13 protein-coding genes are annotated in these 16793 nt (G+C 39.2%); 1 reads left to right on the top strand and 12 read right to left on the bottom strand.

Going from position 1 to position 16793, the window contains the following annotated elements:
- Window positions 1–202: 202 nt before the first annotated feature.
- The 12 genes from lysS to pth form a co-directional block, all read right to left on the bottom strand.
- The gene (lysS, locus tag HMPREF2810_RS00885; protein WP_002359372.1) at window positions 203–1699 is read right to left on the bottom strand and encodes a lysine--tRNA ligase; all 1497 of its coding nucleotides are present in this window, start codon (window positions 1697–1699) and stop codon (window positions 203–205) included.
- A gap of 93 nt (window positions 1700–1792) precedes the next feature.
- Window positions 1793–2791 carry a tRNA dihydrouridine synthase DusB gene (gene dusB / locus HMPREF2810_RS00880; RefSeq protein WP_002356263.1) on the bottom strand — a complete coding sequence of 333 codons (999 nt, stop codon included), beginning with the start codon at window positions 2789–2791 and terminating at the stop codon, window positions 1793–1795.
- 11 nt (window positions 2792–2802) lie between these two features.
- Window positions 2803–3699, bottom strand: a complete 897-nt coding sequence (gene hslO, locus HMPREF2810_RS00875; RefSeq protein ID WP_002383883.1) for an Hsp33 family molecular chaperone HslO — start codon at window positions 3697–3699, stop codon at window positions 2803–2805.
- 161 nt (window positions 3700–3860) lie between these two features.
- Entirely contained in the window at window positions 3861–6017 is a 2157-nt protein-coding gene (ftsH, locus tag HMPREF2810_RS00870) for an ATP-dependent zinc metalloprotease FtsH (RefSeq protein WP_002363441.1), read from the bottom strand.
- Window positions 6018–6110: 93 nt separating this feature from the next.
- Window positions 6111–6656: a hypoxanthine phosphoribosyltransferase gene (hpt, locus tag HMPREF2810_RS00865; protein ID WP_002356260.1), complete on the bottom strand. Its 546-nt coding sequence runs from the start codon at window positions 6654–6656 to the stop codon at window positions 6111–6113.
- Between the two features lie 18 nt (window positions 6657–6674).
- Window positions 6675–8063, bottom strand: a complete 1389-nt coding sequence (gene tilS / locus HMPREF2810_RS00860) for a tRNA lysidine(34) synthetase TilS (RefSeq protein WP_080351395.1) — start codon at window positions 8061–8063, stop codon at window positions 6675–6677.
- Window positions 8064–8148: 85 nt separating this feature from the next.
- Complete coding sequence (locus tag HMPREF2810_RS00855) at window positions 8149–8628, bottom strand: S1 domain-containing RNA-binding protein (protein ID WP_002383880.1); 480 nt, start codon at window positions 8626–8628, stop codon at window positions 8149–8151.
- A gap of 44 nt (window positions 8629–8672) precedes the next feature.
- Window positions 8673–9152: an FtsB family cell division protein gene (locus tag HMPREF2810_RS00850; RefSeq protein WP_002356257.1), complete on the bottom strand. Its 480-nt coding sequence runs from the start codon at window positions 9150–9152 to the stop codon at window positions 8673–8675.
- 253 nt (window positions 9153–9405) lie between these two features.
- A complete protein-coding gene (locus HMPREF2810_RS00840) occupies window positions 9406–9669 on the bottom strand; it encodes an RNA-binding S4 domain-containing protein (protein WP_002356255.1) in 264 nt (87 codons plus the stop codon).
- 14 nt (window positions 9670–9683) lie between these two features.
- Entirely contained in the window at window positions 9684–11273 is a 1590-nt protein-coding gene (locus tag HMPREF2810_RS00835) for a putative polysaccharide biosynthesis protein (RefSeq protein ID WP_002383878.1), read from the bottom strand.
- A 15-nt stretch (window positions 11274–11288) separates the two neighbouring features.
- On the bottom strand, window positions 11289–14828 hold the full coding sequence (gene mfd / locus HMPREF2810_RS00830) for a transcription-repair coupling factor (protein WP_010714993.1): 3540 nt from the start codon (window positions 14826–14828) through the stop codon (window positions 11289–11291).
- A gap of 19 nt (window positions 14829–14847) precedes the next feature.
- Window positions 14848–15414, bottom strand: coding sequence for an aminoacyl-tRNA hydrolase (pth, locus tag HMPREF2810_RS00825; RefSeq protein WP_002361556.1), 567 nt, complete (start codon window positions 15412–15414; stop codon window positions 14848–14850).
- Between the two features lie 335 nt (window positions 15415–15749).
- Between pth and HMPREF2810_RS00820 the strand changes: the two genes are divergently transcribed.
- Window positions 15750–16733, top strand: a complete 984-nt coding sequence (locus tag HMPREF2810_RS00820) for an L-lactate dehydrogenase (protein ID WP_002356251.1) — start codon at window positions 15750–15752, stop codon at window positions 16731–16733.
- Window positions 16734–16793 lie beyond the last annotated feature (60 nt).

Genomic DNA, 16793 nt, shown 5'->3' with positions numbered 1-16793 from the left:
ACTTTTTTTAAACTTTTTTTCAATACCGATTATTCTTTCTTATCCGATTAGATAAAGTTCGTTTTTTTATCAGATTACCCATTCTTTTTATTACTCATCTTCGATTTTTTTAGAAAAAAAGAATTGGTTTCAATTGTTTTTCTATTCTTTTTTATTTAATTTTTTGCGAATACAAAAAAAGATGCCCTTAAGGCATCTTTTTTTATCTCATTGTTGGGAATAATAATACATCACGAATTGATTGTGCATCGGTTAATAACATAACTAGTCGATCAATCCCAATACCTAATCCTCCGGTTGGTGGCAAGCCATATTCTAAGGCTTCGATGAAATCTTCATCTACTCCGTGTGCTTCATCATTTCCTTGTTCCCGTTCTTTTTCTTGTTCTTCAAAACGTTCACGTTGGTCAATCGGATCATTTAATTCTGTAAATGCATTAGCAAACTCTTTTCCGATAATAAATAGTTCAAAGCGGTCAGTGAAACGACCATCTTCTGGATTTTTCTTCGCTAATGGTGAAACAGCGACTGGGTGACCATAAATAAATGTTGGTTGTTGCAATGTATCTTCTACAAATGTTTCGAAAAATTCATTAATGATATGACCGACTGTCATCGCATCTGTAATTTCAACATTATGTTCTTTAGCCAACGCACGGGCTTCTTCTATCGTCATCTCTTGCCAAAAATCTACGCCCGTTTGTTCTTTGACCGCATCTACCATGTGTAGACGTTTGAAAGGACTTCCTAAGTCAACAGCTTGACCATCGTACGTGATATCAGTAGTTCCTAAGACTTTTTCCGCAGCATTACGAATAATTCCCTCTGTTAAATCCATCACATCTTGATAATCAGTATAAGCGGTATAAGCTTCTAGCATTGTAAATTCTGGGTTATGAGTGGTATCGATTCCTTCATTACGAAAGACACGACCAATTTCATATACTTTTTCCATGCCACCGACAATTAAACGTTTTAAATGTAACTCTAGGGCAATGCGTAAGTATAAGTCCATATCTAATGCATTATGGTGTGTGATAAACGGACGAGCAGCAGCTCCTCCTGCTTCGTTATGCAAGACAGGCGTTTCTACTTCGACATAGCCATTGCCATCTAGATAACGACGGATTTCGCTAATAATTTGACTGCGTTTCATGAAACGATCAAAACTTTCTTTGTTACTGATTAAATCCAAATAGCGTTGACGATAGCGTTGTTCCACATTCGTTAATCCATGGTATTTATCTGGCAATGGACGCAAAGCTTTAGTTAATAACGTAATTGTTTGAGCTTTAACAGTAACTTCCCCCGTATTGGTTTTCATTACTTGACCTGTCACACCAAAGAAGTCGCCTAAGTCAGCATGTTTAAATAGTTCATAGGCTTCGTCTCCAACTTGGTCCTTCCGAACATAAATTTGAATTTGGCCTTCACGGTCTTGCAAATGGGCGAAACCAGCTTTTCCTTTACCACGTTTTGTCATCATACGTCCAGCAACGCTGACTTCTGTATTCATTTCACTAAGTTCTTCTTTTGTATGATTATCATATTGTTCATGAAGTTCTGCTGAATTATGAGTGCGATCGAAACGTTTACCGAAAGGATCAATCCCTTCTTCACGTAAAGCTTCCATTTTTTCGCGGCGCACGAGCATTTGATCATTTAAATCCTCTAAATGCGCTTGTTGTTCTTCTGCCACTGTTGTTCCTCCATTCTTGATTTTAACCTATCCTAATAATGCCACAGTAATTCGAAAAAAAGCAAGCCGAATTTTACTTTCGGCTTGAATTTTTTATTCTTCTATAGTAGTTACAGCAACTTTGGAAATTTTCTCTACAAAGGCATCCAGTAAATCGACAACTGCTTGTTGTGTTTCGACTTGGTTAATCGCAACTTTCACTTTGGCTGCTCGCGAGATTCCTTTTAGATAGTAAGAAGCATGTTGGCGAAACTCACGGACCGCAATTTTTTCGCCTTTTAAATCCACTAATCGTTGTAAATGAACTTTTGCAATATTGATTTTTTCAGCTGGTGAAGGCTCAGGCATCAATTCGCCCGTTTCCAAGTATTCTTTCGTCCGTTGAATCATCCAAGGATTGCCCAAAGCAGCTCGACCAATCATCACACCATCCGCTCCAACATATTCTAACATGCGTTTAGCATCTTCAGGCGTTTTGACATCGCCATTTCCCATAAAAGGAATGGTTAAATGCTTTTTCACTTCCTTTAAAACGTCCCAGTTGGCTGTCCCTTCATACATTTGGACACGTGTTCGACCATGCATAGCAATTGCCGAAGCACCTGCTTGTTCGGCAGCCAAAGCGTTGTCTACAGCATATAGATGATCTTCATCCCAGCCTGTTCGCATTTTTACAGTGACAGGCAAAGAAACTGCCGAAGAGACTGCGTGAACCATCTCATGCACTTTATTCGGATCCAGCAACCATTTCGCACCAGCTTCAGCTTTAATTATTTTATTGACAGGGCAACCCATGTTAATATCAATAATCGCCGCTTGCGTATTTTCTTCCACAAACTTAGCAGCTTCCACTAATGTTTCTTTATCTCCACCAAAAATTTGTACACTTAAAGGATATTCTCGCTCATCAATATATAGCATTTCTAAGGTTTTTTTGTTTCTTAATTTAATCCCTTTATCACTAATCATTTCACAAACGACTAATCCTGCGCCAAATTCTTTTACAGTCACACGAAAAGCGGCGTTACTAATACCCGCCATCGGAGCTACGACAACACGGTTGGGGATTTCAACGTCTCCAATTTTCCACATAGTCTTTCCTCCTACTTTTGTTTCGTATTGCGAATCGCTTCATCGCGAAGTTCAATTAATTCTTCTTCACTATAGTGATATTTATTGTTACAGAATTGACAAACTGCTTCTGCTCCATGATCTTCATCAATCATCGCATTTAATTCATCGATCCCAACGGCAATCAAAGCGGTCGCAAATTTTTCTTTGGAACAGTCACATTTAAATTGTACAGGCATTTTTTCTAAAATTTCTACTTCGTCTTCTCCCAATAAGCGATACAAGACTTGTTCAGGTGTTTCTCCATTTTCTAGTAATTGTGAAATCGGTGGCACTTCCGCTAGACGCTGTTCAATAAAATCAATGATACTTTCATCGGCACCTGGCATTACTTGAATCATAAAACCACCGGCTGCTTTCACAGATTCATCCGTGTCCACCAATACACCTAAACCGATAGCTGAAGGAACTTGTTCAGAGACCGCCATAAAATATGTAAAGTCTTCACCGATTTCACCAGAAACAATAGGTGTTTGTCCAGAAAAGGTTTCTTTTAATCCTAAATCTTTAATGACTGTGAAAATTCCTTCGTTACCGACAGCGCCACGTACATCAATTTTACCTGTTGCATTCAACTTTAAGCTGACATGTGGATTTTTAATGTAGCCTTTTGTTTCTCCACGGCCATTACTATCGACAATAATAGCGCCAGCTGGGCCATTCCCTTGTACTTTTACAGTTAATTTATCGTCACCTTTTAAAGTCGCTCCTAGTAAAAGGGCTCCAATCAATGTGCGCCCTAACGCTGCGGTAGAAGAACTCCATGTATCATGTCTTCTTTGCGCTTCGCTAACAGTTTCAGTGGCACTGATGGCATATGCTCGAATTGAACCTTTATAACAAAGGGCTTTTACTAAATAATCTTCCATTCTTTTTCCTCTTCTCTTGGTGCTTTTTTGTCCATTAGTCAGATAATACTAGGAATCAGGTGTTTTTTCAACCAAATAATCTTCCTTCTATAGAATATCTTAATATTATAGAAGGTGCAGTATTCGTCATCTCGACAAATACTGCACCTTCTACTAATTGGTTATTTATAACGATCTTCGTAGTTATTGCGATCATATTCAGAATTGGAATCTGAATCTTTTTTCTCTTCAGATTGGACTTCTTTTTCTGTTTGTTCGCTTTCTACTTTGACTTCTTCTGCTTCATCATGTAATTCTTTTTTCGCTTCTTCAAAGTCTTGCTTTTCTTCAACTTGTTTTTGCGCTTCTTTTTCTTCTAAAGCACGTTTTGCTTCTTCGAATGTTTGCGCTTCTTTTTCACTAGGATAGTCGCTGTCAGCACCTTCAGGCATTTTACCTGTTTCAAATAATGATTTGATTGCTTTTGCATCTAATGTTTCATATTCTAATAGTTTTTCAGCGATTAGTTTATGTTGTTCACGGTGCGCTTCGATAATTTCATGCGCTTTTGTATGAGCATCCATTAAGATACGACGAACTTCCTGATCGATTTCAAACGCCACTTGTTCTGAGTAAGCTTTTGTTTGACCATAATCACGACCGACAAAGACTTGATGGTTCCCTTCATATTGAACAGGTCCTAATTTGTCGCTCATTCCATATTCAGTTACCATGCTACGGGCAATCCCTGTTGCTTGTTCAAAGTCATTTGAAGCCCCTGTTGATTGAACGCCAAAGATAATTTCTTCTGCTGTACGTCCACCAAGTAAGCCAACGATTTGTTCAAACATATCTTCTTTAGTCATTAAGAATTGATCTTCTTTTGGTAAAGCAATCATATAACCGCCTGCGCGACCACGAGGGATAATTGTTACTTTATGGACAACACGGGCACGGCTTAAGACTAAACCAACGATTGTGTGTCCCGCTTCATGGTAAGCCACCATTTCGCGTTCTTTTTTATTAATCACGCGATCTTTTTTAGCTGGACCAGCAATTACGCGGTCTTCGGCTTCATCCACATCAGAAGCATCAATTTTTTTCTTGTTACGACGAGCGGCAACTAAGGCTGCTTCGTTTAAGACATTTTCTAAATCAGCACCAGCAAAACCTGGTGTTTGTTGTGCAACAACTTTCAAATCAACGTCATCAGCTAACGGTTTGTTTTTCGCATGAACACGTAAAATCGCTTCACGACCTTTGACATCTGGACGTCCTACCAAGATTTGGCGGTCAAAACGACCTGGACGTAACAACGCTGGGTCTAACACGTCTGAACGGTTCGTTGCAGCAATTACGATAACTCCTTCATTGCCATCAAAACCATCCATCTCAACTAATAATTGGTTAAGGGTTTGTTCACGTTCGTCGTGTCCGCCACCCATACCAGCACCACGTTGACGACCAACTGCATCGATTTCATCGATAAAGATAATCGCAGGTGCGTTTTTCTTCGCTGTTTCAAATAAATCCCGGACACGGCTAGCACCGACCCCGACAAACATTTCAACGAAATCTGAACCTGAGATTGAGTAAAATGGCACACCTGCTTCACCTGCTACAGCTTTAGCAAGTAACGTTTTACCAGTCCCTGGAGGTCCTTCTAATAATACGCCCGCAGGAATCCGTGCGCCTAATTCAGCGAAACGACGTGGATCTTTTAAGAATTCCACTACTTCAACTAATTCTTGTTTTTCTTCTTCCGCACCAGCTACATCTGAGAAGCGGACACGGTTGGCTTTTTTATCGGCTTCTTTGGCTTTGGATTTACCGAAGTTCATCACACGGCCACCGCCGCCACCGCCACCGCCTTGTTGGCTCATCATCATGTAGAAGAAGAAGAAAATAATCACTAATGGTAAGAAACTAAACAACAGTGACAACCAAGCACCACTTGTTGATTGTTCTTTGACAACTAGCTTCACCTTGTTATTTTGTGCCGCATCTTGAATGCCAGCTAAGGTTGTATCACTAGGTAAAACGGTTGTTGTGAAGCCTTTTGACGACGCTTGCGTTGAGCCCCACAATGACAGACCACCTGTGTCTTTCACTTCTTGTTTTTCTTTATACTGACCTTCAATCCGGTAAACCCCATTGGTTGGTTGAATGGTCATGTCTTTGACTTTTCCGTCTTCCAATTGTTGTTGGAAGGTTGAGTAATCGATGTCTGGCGATTGTTGGTTGTTATTTCCAAAAATGAAATAGACAACCATGACCATGGCAAGTACTACTAAGACGTAGTATAAACCATTTTTCATGCCATTATTCTTTTTGTTCATGCCTGTCCTCCTTATGCTCATCATTACAATTCATGTTATTCTTTTATCAATCCTGACCTTTACATTGTAACACAATTAATTCCTTGATAGATATTAATTTGATTCGTAAACTTCAGGTTTTAAAACGCCAATATAAGGCAAGTTGCGGTACGTTTCTGCATAGTCTAATCCGTAACCGACCACAAACTCATTGGGCACATCAAACCCTACGTAGTCAGCTTTAATGTCTACTACACGGCCTTCTGGTTTATCTAATAAGGTAACAATTTTCACAGATGCAGCTTTACGGTATCTAAACAAATCTACTAAATACGCTAATGTACGACCACTATCGATGATATCTTCTACGATTAAAATATGTCTACCTTCGACATTTGTGTCCAAGTCTTTGACAATTTTTACTTCGCCTGAAGAAACTGTCGCGTTGCCGTAGCTAGATACATCCATAAAGTCCAATTCTAAATAAGTATTGATTTCACGAGTCAAATCAGCCATAAATGGTACTGCACCTTTTAAAATACCGACCACTAAAGGATTTTTCCCTTGATATTCTTCTGTCAGTTGCTTGCCAAGCTCTGCAGACTTCGCAAGAATTTCTTCTTTGGAGATTAGGACTTTCTCAATATCTTTTTCTATCATAGTGCGCTCCTTTCAGCATTACTCCTTTGTCTTAAAAAGGAGTCTGTAGTGTATTTTATCAGTTTCTAAAGGAATACTCAAATAGGAATTTGCAAATTTTGGTACCCAAATGATTTCCTCTTGCTCATCCGTAATGACCCAAGCACTCTCTCTCGCTTCATTTGGCACTTTTTGATCAATAAAAACTCTGCTTAATTTTTTCGTAAACCCTGGTTTTAATGTAATCCGATCACCACTTTGGCGATGACGAACGGTCAAAGGTGTGGCTGTGGTCAACGGGATTGCCAACAACTGGCCCGTCCATTGATTAATCTCTTCAGGAAGAGGAAACGGTTTGTCTGTCGCAATTAATCCTAGCCACTCGGTTTCCGATAAATAAATCCCCGCACCAGGTACTAATAAATGTGTAACTTCTTCTCGCAGTGCAGCCTGTTTTTGTTCTAAGCATAGCCAATCATAACTTTTAGCTAGTTGCCATTGCTGTTCTAACATAACCGAGCCTTGCGGTTGCCGTTCATCATTCAAAACTTTTAAAATTTGTGTCATCTGGCGTTGGTTTAACGAAACCCCTAACGGCACTAATGTTTTTTGGAAAAACGCGGTTAAAAAGAAGTGCTGGTACGCAGGCGTTTCTTTTAATAATCTCTTCAAAGGAATGCGCCAGCCTTGTTTGGTCGGTTCTACGGCTTCAGATAATTGAGGCTCAATTTGTTCCTGAATAAATTCTTGGGCAAAACGTTGTTCATTACTAAAAGAAGCAATCTGATCTAAGAATTGCGGATTTTCCTGCTTTAATAGCGGCAAAACCTGATTACGGAGCCGATTTCTCAAATATTCATTGGTTTGGTTCGTTTCATCCTCAAAATAAACGAATGCTTGGCGCTGTGCAAATTGATACAATTCTTCTTTTGGATAAATGAGTAACGGACGAATCAATTCCCCTGTCGCAAAAAGACGTCTCTCTTTAATGCCCGCGGAATGGGAAAAATTAGTCCCTCGAATCAGCTTCATTAAAATCGTTTCCGCTTGATCGTCTAGATGATGTGCCGTCATTAAGACTGCCGCGCCTTCAATTTCCATGACTTCTTTAAAAAATTCATAACGAAATGTGCGCGCTTTCGCTTCTAAATTCCGTTGCTTTTCAGGGTCTTCCCAACGTGTTTCATAATACGTTAGCTCTCGCTGCTGACAATAGGTAGCGAGATATTGCGCTTCCTGTGCCGACGCTTCTCGCAATTGATGATTGACATGTGCAACAACCAATTGTAATTGTTCTTTTTCTGCCACCTGTTCCATTAACGTCAAAAGGGCCATGGAGTCTACACCACCAGAAACGGCGACCACGATTGTTTGATGCGGTTGCCAAAATCCTTGTTCTTTTCCTCGTTTATAAAACTGCCAAAACATTGTTCGCCCTTCTTTCTTCCTTAGAATAAAAGAGGAACCGAGAAATAACCCATTCGTTATCCCCAGTCCCCCTATTTGTTTGTGCTTAGCCGCGACGTCCGCCACGTCCGCCACGTTTGCCTTCAGTATTACGTTTTAATGAAGATAAACGGTCATCACTATCTTTCAAGAAAGAGCTCATCAATGAGTCAAAATCTTGTTTATTGTTATTGTTATTTGCTTGTGGTTTATTGAAAGGCTTTTTGCCACCTGCGCGTGGATTACGGTCACGATTCTCATAATTGTTTTCACGACGTTGAAATTCACGTTTTGGTTGTTGCCCTTCTGCTGGCTCTTGTGCTTTACGGATCGATAAGCCAATTTTGCCGTCGTCACCAACTGAGGTTACTTTCACTGTTACTTGGTCACCTACTGTTAATACATCATGAATATCTTTAACGAATCCATTAGACACTTCACTGATGTGTACTAACCCAGTTTTTCCTTCTCCTAAATCAATAAATGCACCAAAGTTAGTAATCCCTGACACTTTTCCTGGCAATTTAGCTCCTACTTCGATTGACATAAAAAAATTGTTCCTCCTATTTTTTCCCTAATTATAATTGCAGTTTATTCAGCTGAAGACTTAGTTGTTTCAGTTGAAGACTGTGATTGACTATTTTTTTCTGAACTGCTCTTGCTTTCTTCCGCTCCAGAAGTCTGTGTTTTTTTCATTTGTTCTGGTGTGGGATAAATCTGTTCGCCTTCTTTTGAGAGAAGGAAACGGCTACGTGCTAATTTTGCCACATAATCATCATCTTTTAACAAAGCAACGTCTTTTTTTAAATCCTTGACCTTCTTATCAACTGCTACGGATTCAGCAATTGCATCTGCTCGTTCTTGTTTGAAAGCACCTAAGCGATGATAATCTTTCATCAATTGGATGCCAGAAAAGGCAAAAATAATGAAGGCCACGAGAAAAATCGCTGCCAAGCGTCTGCGTCTAAAAATCAATTGTTTCTGTTGTTTTTGGAATTCGACATACTGTTCTTTCGTGTAGTCATTTTCCAATGCCGCAACTTTCTTCGAGTTTTTTTCATTCTTTCCCATCGTCTCGCTCCACTCGCTTTGGATTGTCCGTTTTATTATACCAACATCTAAGAACCTTGTCTAATGTTAATTTCAGAGAAGTTAAAGAAAATCAAGCTTTTTTCTAAAATATTCTTTGCTTTTGAAATAACAGCGGTTGATTTATTAATTTTTTCAAAAGCGGCGCGTCTGTTTCATTAAAACGCTGAAAGGATGAAGCGCTTGGAATATTCATCTTTTCAATGAACTTGCCAAGCGCTCCATCCTCACCTGTTTATTCTTCAGAGACACGTGTTTCTGATTTTATTTCATACATTTTTGTGGCATCTTCTTTTTTCGTAGAGTCATTTAGTTGCAGGACTTCTACTTCTAAAATTCTGTTCCCAAATTGAATTTTGACAAGGTCACCAATCTTCACAGTACTAGAAGATTTGGCTAAGACTCCGTTGATTTGAATCCGGCCTTTATCAGCGACTTCTTTGGCAACTGTTCTTCTTTTAATAATGCGAGAAACTTTTAAAAATTTATCTAACCGCATCACATTCACCTCTTTTATTTTTTTTGTCTCATCCGTAAAATTTTTGCGCCATACGGTAAACTTAACCATTCACGTATCGTAAATAATTCTAACTTAATGATGGTGCTAATAAAAACTGTACCACCCACTGCAACACCTAAAACTGTAACGAAAAACGCTTGACTTCGGTGATGCACACCTTGGAACAAGATGGAGATAATTCCTTGATAGACCAGTAATGACAGCATCATGATTGCTAAACTAAGCAACAATTTTTTCAAAAAGCTTCGTTCTCGAACAAAACAATTAATCGCTGCATCCGATTGTCGGACTAAAACGAATAACGTCGCTAGTAACCCAAGAATAGTAGACCAACTAGCACCTAATGTTCCCCAACGAATGGTGAAAAAGCCCGTTGTCAGTAACTTCACTAATAAGCCCACACCAGCTGCCACTAAAGGACCTTTAAAACGATTGCGACTTTGTTCAATACTTTGGTAGGCCTGAATAATGGCCATAAAAGCGATGGATAAAACATACACCCCTAAAACATCGTTGCCTTTATAATCTTTAAAAAGCGTAAAGTTCATGTACGGCAATAACATCATCAGACCAATCGAAGCCGCCGATGCCAAGGTTGTGGTAAGACGCAAAAAGATTTTTGCAACTTGTAAAAATTGTTGACGGTCTTTTTTCATAAAATATTTTGTCAAACCTGGTAAAAAGGTCGAGCTTAAAGCTAAAGCAATTACCAACCCTAATTGAACTAGTGGTTGTCCTCTATCATAGACCCCTTTGTCCACTTTCGCAGCTAAATCAGAGAGCCCGAAAAGCATGAGGGCATTTTTTACTTTAAAGGAATCAATTAATTGAAATAGAATCAGAAAAGCACTATATAAAGAGACCAAACCACCCTCAATCATTAAACGTTTAAATAGTCCTGTGGTTTGAGGCATAATCTTCCATTGATGCAAGTATTCCGTACTTCCACTAAGAATTTTTCGATTGTAGTACCATAAGACAAGTACCGCTAAGATACCGCCAGCCAACGCACCACTCATGGCCACCGTCCCCGTTTGGTAAATGGAGCCACCAAAGTAATGATAGGACAACGCAGCTACTAGAATAACCCCGACACGCACAAACTGTTCCATCACCTGTGAAATACCACTAGGCACCATCAACAAATGACCTTGAAAATTCCCACGATAGAAAGAAAGAATTGGAACGAGTAAAAAGGTAAAGGAAACAACTTCCATTAATGGTTGGAGTGCAGCATCCCCCATACTAATAGCAATTTCTTGACTACCAAAGAAAAAGAAGGCCCAACAAGCAATCGCTAACCATAACACATAGGGATATAGTTGGCGCAACACTTGTTTTTGACTCCGAATATCTGGTTGTTCAGCAACAATTTTGGAAATAAATTGCGGTAAGCCTGACAATGCTAATGTCATCGCAATCCCATAGATTGGATAAACTTGCTGATACACGTAAAATCCTTCATCCCCTACAAAGTTCTGAAAAGGAACACGATAAAACGCACTCAACACTTTTGCAATGAAGGAAGCAATGGTTAACACAACGGCACCTTGCATCATTCGTTGCATTTCTTTTTGTGCCATCTTCTAGGCCTCCTTTTAAAGGGAATCCGTTTCTTGCGAATGTTTGTATTTTTCTTGTCGCAATGCGGTTGTAAAAGTAGCAATTTCTTGAATCCAAACAGCTTCTTTACAATCTTTCGGCAACTTCAAGGAAATAGTCATTTGTTCTTTCTCAACTGCTAGATCCGCTTTTAAGCTGGTTGCCGATAACGCTTCAAACAACTGCTCCACAGAGTATGTTTTTGTGCCAATTTTACTTAACACAAACTTGACTTTTTGGTCGCGTTTACGAATACTTTCTAACAAGGCACGGTCGCCATCCATTTTGATACGGCCAGTGGTTAATAAATGCGCCACTTCGTCAGGATACTCTCCAAAGCGGTCTAACAAGTCCGCTTCTAATTCTTCGTACATATCCATATTTTCTAATTGACGAATCCGTTTATAAATTTCAATTTTTTGTCGTTCGTCTGTAATGTACGTTCCTGGAATATAAGCATCAATGCCCAAATCAATCTCAACAGACGTTTTTTGGTCTTGGATATTTTTCCCTTGTTTACGAGCAACTGCCTCAGATAACATCTGCGAGTACATATCAAACCCAACCGAATCAATGAAGCCGTGTTGTTGGGCACCAAGAAGGTTCCCGGCCCCTCGAATGGAAAGGTCACGCATCGCAATTTTGAACCCAGAACCTAATTCCGTAAAGTCTTTAATTGCTTCTAAACGTTTCTCACTAACTTCGTTTAGGATTTTTTGCTGTTCGTACATAAAATAAGCATAGGCCACTCGATTGCTACGCCCCACACGACCACGTAATTGATACAACGTAGATAAGCCCATGTAGTCCGCATTTTCTACAAACAAGGTATTAGCATTAGGAATATCTACTCCTGTTTCAATAATCGTTGTAGTAACTAATATATCATATTGTCCTTCAATAAAATCAAACAAAGTATTCTCGAGTTGTACTTCTGTCATTTGACCATGTGCATACGCAATTCGTGCATCTGGAACTAGTGCTTGTAACTCTTCAACTTTTCGTTCAATCGTATCTACTCGATTGTATAAATAAAAGACTTGACCATCTCGGGCCATTTCTCGCTCAATCGCTTCCCGAATCGCCCCAGGATTATTTTCCATGACATACGTTTGGATCGGATAACGATTCTCTGGTGGGGTTTCGATGACGGATAAATCACGGACACCTAACATCGACATATGAAGGGTCCTTGGGATTGGCGTTGCTGTTAACGTCAAGACATCCACTTGTGAACGCAATTGTTTTAGTCGTTCTTTATGTTTCACTCCAAACCGTTGTTCCTCATCAATAATCAACAAGCCTAAATCACTAAAGTTAATATCTTGCGACAATAAACGATGGGTACCAATCACAATATCTACTTGGCCATGTTTAATTTTTTCAATTGTTTCATTTTGCTGTTTTTTCGTGCGGAAACGACTTAATAAACCAATTTCTACAGGAAAGCCCTCAAACCGCTCTTGAATCGTTTCGTAATGTTGTTGCGCTAAAATAGTTGTTGGCACTAAAAAGGCAACCTGTTTATTGTTGCTAACAGCTTTGAAGGCCGCTCGTAAAGCCACTTCTGTTTTACCAAACCCTACATCGCCAACTAACAAACGATCCATTGGTCGAGATTTTTCCATGTCGTGTTTAATTTCGGCAGCACTACGTAATTGATCATCTGTTTCAGAATACGGAAAAGCCTCTTCAAATTCTTTTTGATACGCATCATCTGGCGGAAAAGCATAACCTTTTTCCGATTCTCTTGTCGCATAAAGTAAGATTAAATCATCCGCGATATCTTCAATTTTCGAAGCAACTTTTCGTTTGGTTTTCGTCCACTCACTGCCGCCTAGCTTGTTAATTTTCGGCGTTTTAGACTCGGAAGCAACGAACTTTTGAATCAAGTTCAATTGTGTGACTGGAATAAATAACTTGTCATCATTTTGGTACAAGATAGTCATGTAATCTTGATGGACCCCATCAACTTCTAAGGTTTCCATACCAATATATTTACCAATCCCGTGATTCGCATGAACGACATAATCGCCCGTTTTTAAGTCGCTATAACTTTTCAAACGTTCCGCATTAGAGATTGTTTGACGACGTGCCCGTTTTTTGGTCGTTGTATGAAAAATTTCTTTTTCCGTAATCGCCACGAGCTTGTTTTTAGGTAATTCAAACCCTGTTTGTAATGCACCTTGGACAATTTGGACATGCCCATCTAACAGCTGATCCCAATTGCTTACTACGCTAGGTATATCAAAGTCCTGAAATAGCTCTTCGACTTTTTGAATCCGTTCTTTCGTAGGAACAAAAACAACGACCGTTTGGTTTTGCTTTTGCCAACGGTCCACTTCCGCTTTTAGCAACGGCATTTGACCGAAGAATTGTTGCATTGAACGATATTGAAAATTATGGACTTCTTGGAAACGAAGATTCCCCATTCCTTTTTGAAAAAGTGAAAAGAAGGTCGTATTTCGTGCAGTTTTTCGCAATTGATCATGAAAGTCTACGCCAAAAGTTTGTTCAGAAAACACGCGCATTTCTTCAATTTTCAGGGTTTGCCATTCCGCTTCCTCTCTAGCAATCTCTCGCTCCGTTTCCATCATACGAGAATAATCATCCACAAAAAGCAAACTATTTTCTGGTAAATAATCTAACAGCGTAGTTTTTTGTTGGTACAGAAAATCTGTATAATAGTGAGCATTTTCTGTAGGAATTCCTTGTTCCCAAGAAGACAGCAACTGACCAAAATATTCTTCTAAAAAATCGGTCTCCGTTTGATCTTTAGCTGTCGCTAAACGTTTTTCTAGAGCATCTTGTAACCTCATCATGCCATGATTCATATCTGACTTTGAGAACACTAAATCAGTCATTGGTGAAATCGTTACTTCTTCAAGATTTTCTAATGAACGTTGGGTATCCGCTTCAAAATAACGGATTGAGTCGATTTCAACATCAAACAGTTCCACACGAACAGGGTATTCGGCATTTAGCGGATAGACATCAATAATGCTTCCACGAATACTAAATTCGCCGGGTTTTCCGACCATCGATTGGCGTTCATAGCCCATTAACACTAAGCGTTGCGCGAGGATTTCAGGTTCTACTTCTGTCCCGATTTCCCAATGGAGTTGCGCATTTTGCCACGTTTCTTTCGTTGGCAAATATTTTCGTAGTCCAGCTACTGGCACGACCACAATTCCTGCATTCGCTGTCATCAGGAAATTTAACGCACTCACTCGATCTGCGCGCGCTTCTGGTGAAGAAAAGGCCATTTCGGCGGATAACACTTCATCTACTGGAAATAGATGAACTTGTTCTGAAGGTAAAATATTTAAAAAATCATCTACTAATTGATTGGCATAGTATAGGTTTGGGACCGCAATAACAATTTTTTGATGCGTCTTTTGTAAAGCGCCTGCCATCAGTAATGTTTTAGCAGAGCCTGATAACCCAGTAATTAGTTGGCGCGTTCCTGTTGTCATTAGTTGACTGCGCCATGATTTAGCAATTTCTGTTTGGCTAATTCGTTCGATAATATTCAAACAAGGGCCCTCCTTTCTGCTATTTTCCATTAAATTGATTCATTGTTTCAACAAACGTATGTCCTTCGCATGCATATAAAGCGGCATCGGCTGCTTTTTTTACAGCAAGTAACATCTCTTCGTGTGTTTCTTTGGGAAAAGTACTTAGTACATGGTGGATAACTGTATCATTTTTTGAGGGCCGACCAATGCCAATTTTAATTCTAGGAAAGACATTAGTTCCTAAATGGGCAATCAGACTTTTTATCCCATTGTGGCCGCCAGCACTACCTTTTTGCCGTAAACGAATTTTACCGACCTCTAAGTCTAAGTCATCATAAATAACAATCAAGTCTTCCTCATCTACCCCAAAGTAGGTCAACAACGGACCAACAGAGCGACCTGATTCATTCATAAATGTTAATGGTTTCACTAACAATACTTTCTCAGTCCCTATAAAAAACTCTGCAATATCTGCTTCAAAATTACTATTATTAAACGAAACATTTTGCCGATACGCAATTTCATCTAGCGTAATAAAGCCAATGTTGTGTTTTGTTTCTTTGTATTTACTACCGGGATTTCCCAGTCCTACGATTACTTTCATCTTTCATTCTCCTTGGATTATAAGCTTGCCAACACAAAATGGCTGGGAAGCGTATGCGCTACCCAGTTTTATTCATTATACCATAGAAATAAAAAAACTCGCAGTCTTTGAAGATTAAGAAAGATGTAAAAAAATTTTTTAGAAATTTAAATATGCGTAAGATAGTGAAGTTACGCACATGTAAGAGCTACCATTTTGAAACAGGTCTGAAAACTGTATCATTTTTACAATCAAAGTTCGTGACATTTTTTACAAACCATGTTACTATCACTTTAGCAACAGGAAATAAAAACTCGTTGCTCACGAAAAAGAATGTAGAGGAAGGAATGGTACACATGACTGCAGCCGCAGGGAATAAAGATCACCAAAAAGTAATTTTAGTCGGGGACGGTGCCGTAGGTTCTAGCTATGCCTTTGCTTTAGTAACTCAGAATATTGCTCAAGAAGTTGGGATTATTGATATTAATGTACCAAAAACTGAAGGAGACGCGTTGGACTTATCTCACGCATTAGCATTTACTTCTCCTAAAAAAATCTATGCTGCTACTTATGACGATTGCCATGATGCAGACTTAGTTGTCTTAACAGCTGGCGCGCCTCAAAAACCAGGCGAAACTCGTTTAGACTTAGTTCATAAAAACTTGAAAATTAATAAAGAAATCGTTACAACAATTGTTGATTCTGGTTTCAACGGTATCTTCTTAGTTGCCGCAAACCCAGTTGATATTTTGACTTATTCAACTTGGAAATTCTCTGGCTTCCCGAAAGAACGAGTAATCGGTTCAGGAACTTCACTAGATTCTGCTCGTTTCCGTCAAGCAATTGCCGAATTAGTTGACGTTGATGCACGAAATGTCCATGCCTACATCTTAGGGGAACACGGAGATACAGAATTCCCAGTTTGGTCACATGCGAATGTCGCTGGCTTACAAATTTACGAATGGGTGAAAAATAATCCTGACGTCGATGAAGAAGCAATGGTTAATTTATTCTTCAACGTACGCGACGCTGCTTACACAATCATCGAGAAAAAAGGAGCTACTTTCTATGGAATCGCGGTTGCACTAGCGCGTATCACTAAAGCTATCCTAAACGATGAAAACTCTGTGTTACCACTATCTGTTTATTTAGAAGGTGAATATGGTCAAAACGATATTTATATCGGTGCACCAGCGATCATCAACCGCCAAGGAGTTAAACAAGTCATTGAAATTCCATTAACAGATGCTGAACAAGAAAAAATGGAAGCTTCTGCTTCTGCATTAAAAGAAGTTATTGAAACAGCTTTTGCTAAATTTGAAGCAGAAGAAGCAAAATAACTCCTTCTATAATATTCAATAGTCGAAAATTAAAAACAACCAAGAGTGAACACTATTGTT

Origin of the sequence: Enterococcus sp. HMSC078F03 (assembly GCF_001811595.1) — a bacterium.
GTDB lineage: Bacteria > Bacillota > Bacilli > Lactobacillales > Enterococcaceae > Enterococcus > Enterococcus faecalis.
Note: the sequence above shows the minus strand (reverse complement) of the source record. Positions and strands in the feature narration are given on the sequence as shown.

Excerpts from the sequence above, each read along its gene's own strand:
- dusB (WP_002356263.1), bottom strand. The coding sequence starts at position 2,791 with ATGTGGAAAATTGGAGACGTTGAAATCCCCAACCGTGTTGTCGTAGCT.
- hslO (WP_002383883.1), bottom strand. The coding sequence starts at position 3,699 with ATGGAAGATTATTTAGTAAAAGCCCTTTGTTATAAAGGTTCAATTCGA.
- ftsH (WP_002363441.1), bottom strand. The coding sequence starts at position 6,017 with ATGAACAAAAAGAATAATGGCATGAAAAATGGTTTATACTACGTCTTA.
- hpt (WP_002356260.1), bottom strand. The coding sequence starts at position 6,656 with ATGATAGAAAAAGATATTGAGAAAGTCCTAATCTCCAAAGAAGAAATT.
- tilS (WP_080351395.1), bottom strand. The coding sequence starts at position 8,063 with ATGTTTTGGCAGTTTTATAAACGAGGAAAAGAACAAGGATTTTGGCAA.
- HMPREF2810_RS00855 (WP_002383880.1), bottom strand. The coding sequence starts at position 8,628 with ATGTCAATCGAAGTAGGAGCTAAATTGCCAGGAAAAGTGTCAGGGATT.
- HMPREF2810_RS00850 (WP_002356257.1), bottom strand. The coding sequence starts at position 9,152 with ATGGGAAAGAATGAAAAAAACTCGAAGAAAGTTGCGGCATTGGAAAAT.
- HMPREF2810_RS00840 (WP_002356255.1), bottom strand. The coding sequence starts at position 9,669 with ATGCGGTTAGATAAATTTTTAAAAGTTTCTCGCATTATTAAAAGAAGA.
- HMPREF2810_RS00835 (WP_002383878.1), bottom strand. The coding sequence starts at position 11,273 with ATGGCACAAAAAGAAATGCAACGAATGATGCAAGGTGCCGTTGTGTTA.
- pth (WP_002361556.1), bottom strand. The coding sequence starts at position 15,414 with ATGAAAGTAATCGTAGGACTGGGAAATCCCGGTAGTAAATACAAAGAA.
- HMPREF2810_RS00820 (WP_002356251.1), top strand. The coding sequence starts at position 15,750 with ATGACTGCAGCCGCAGGGAATAAAGATCACCAAAAAGTAATTTTAGTC.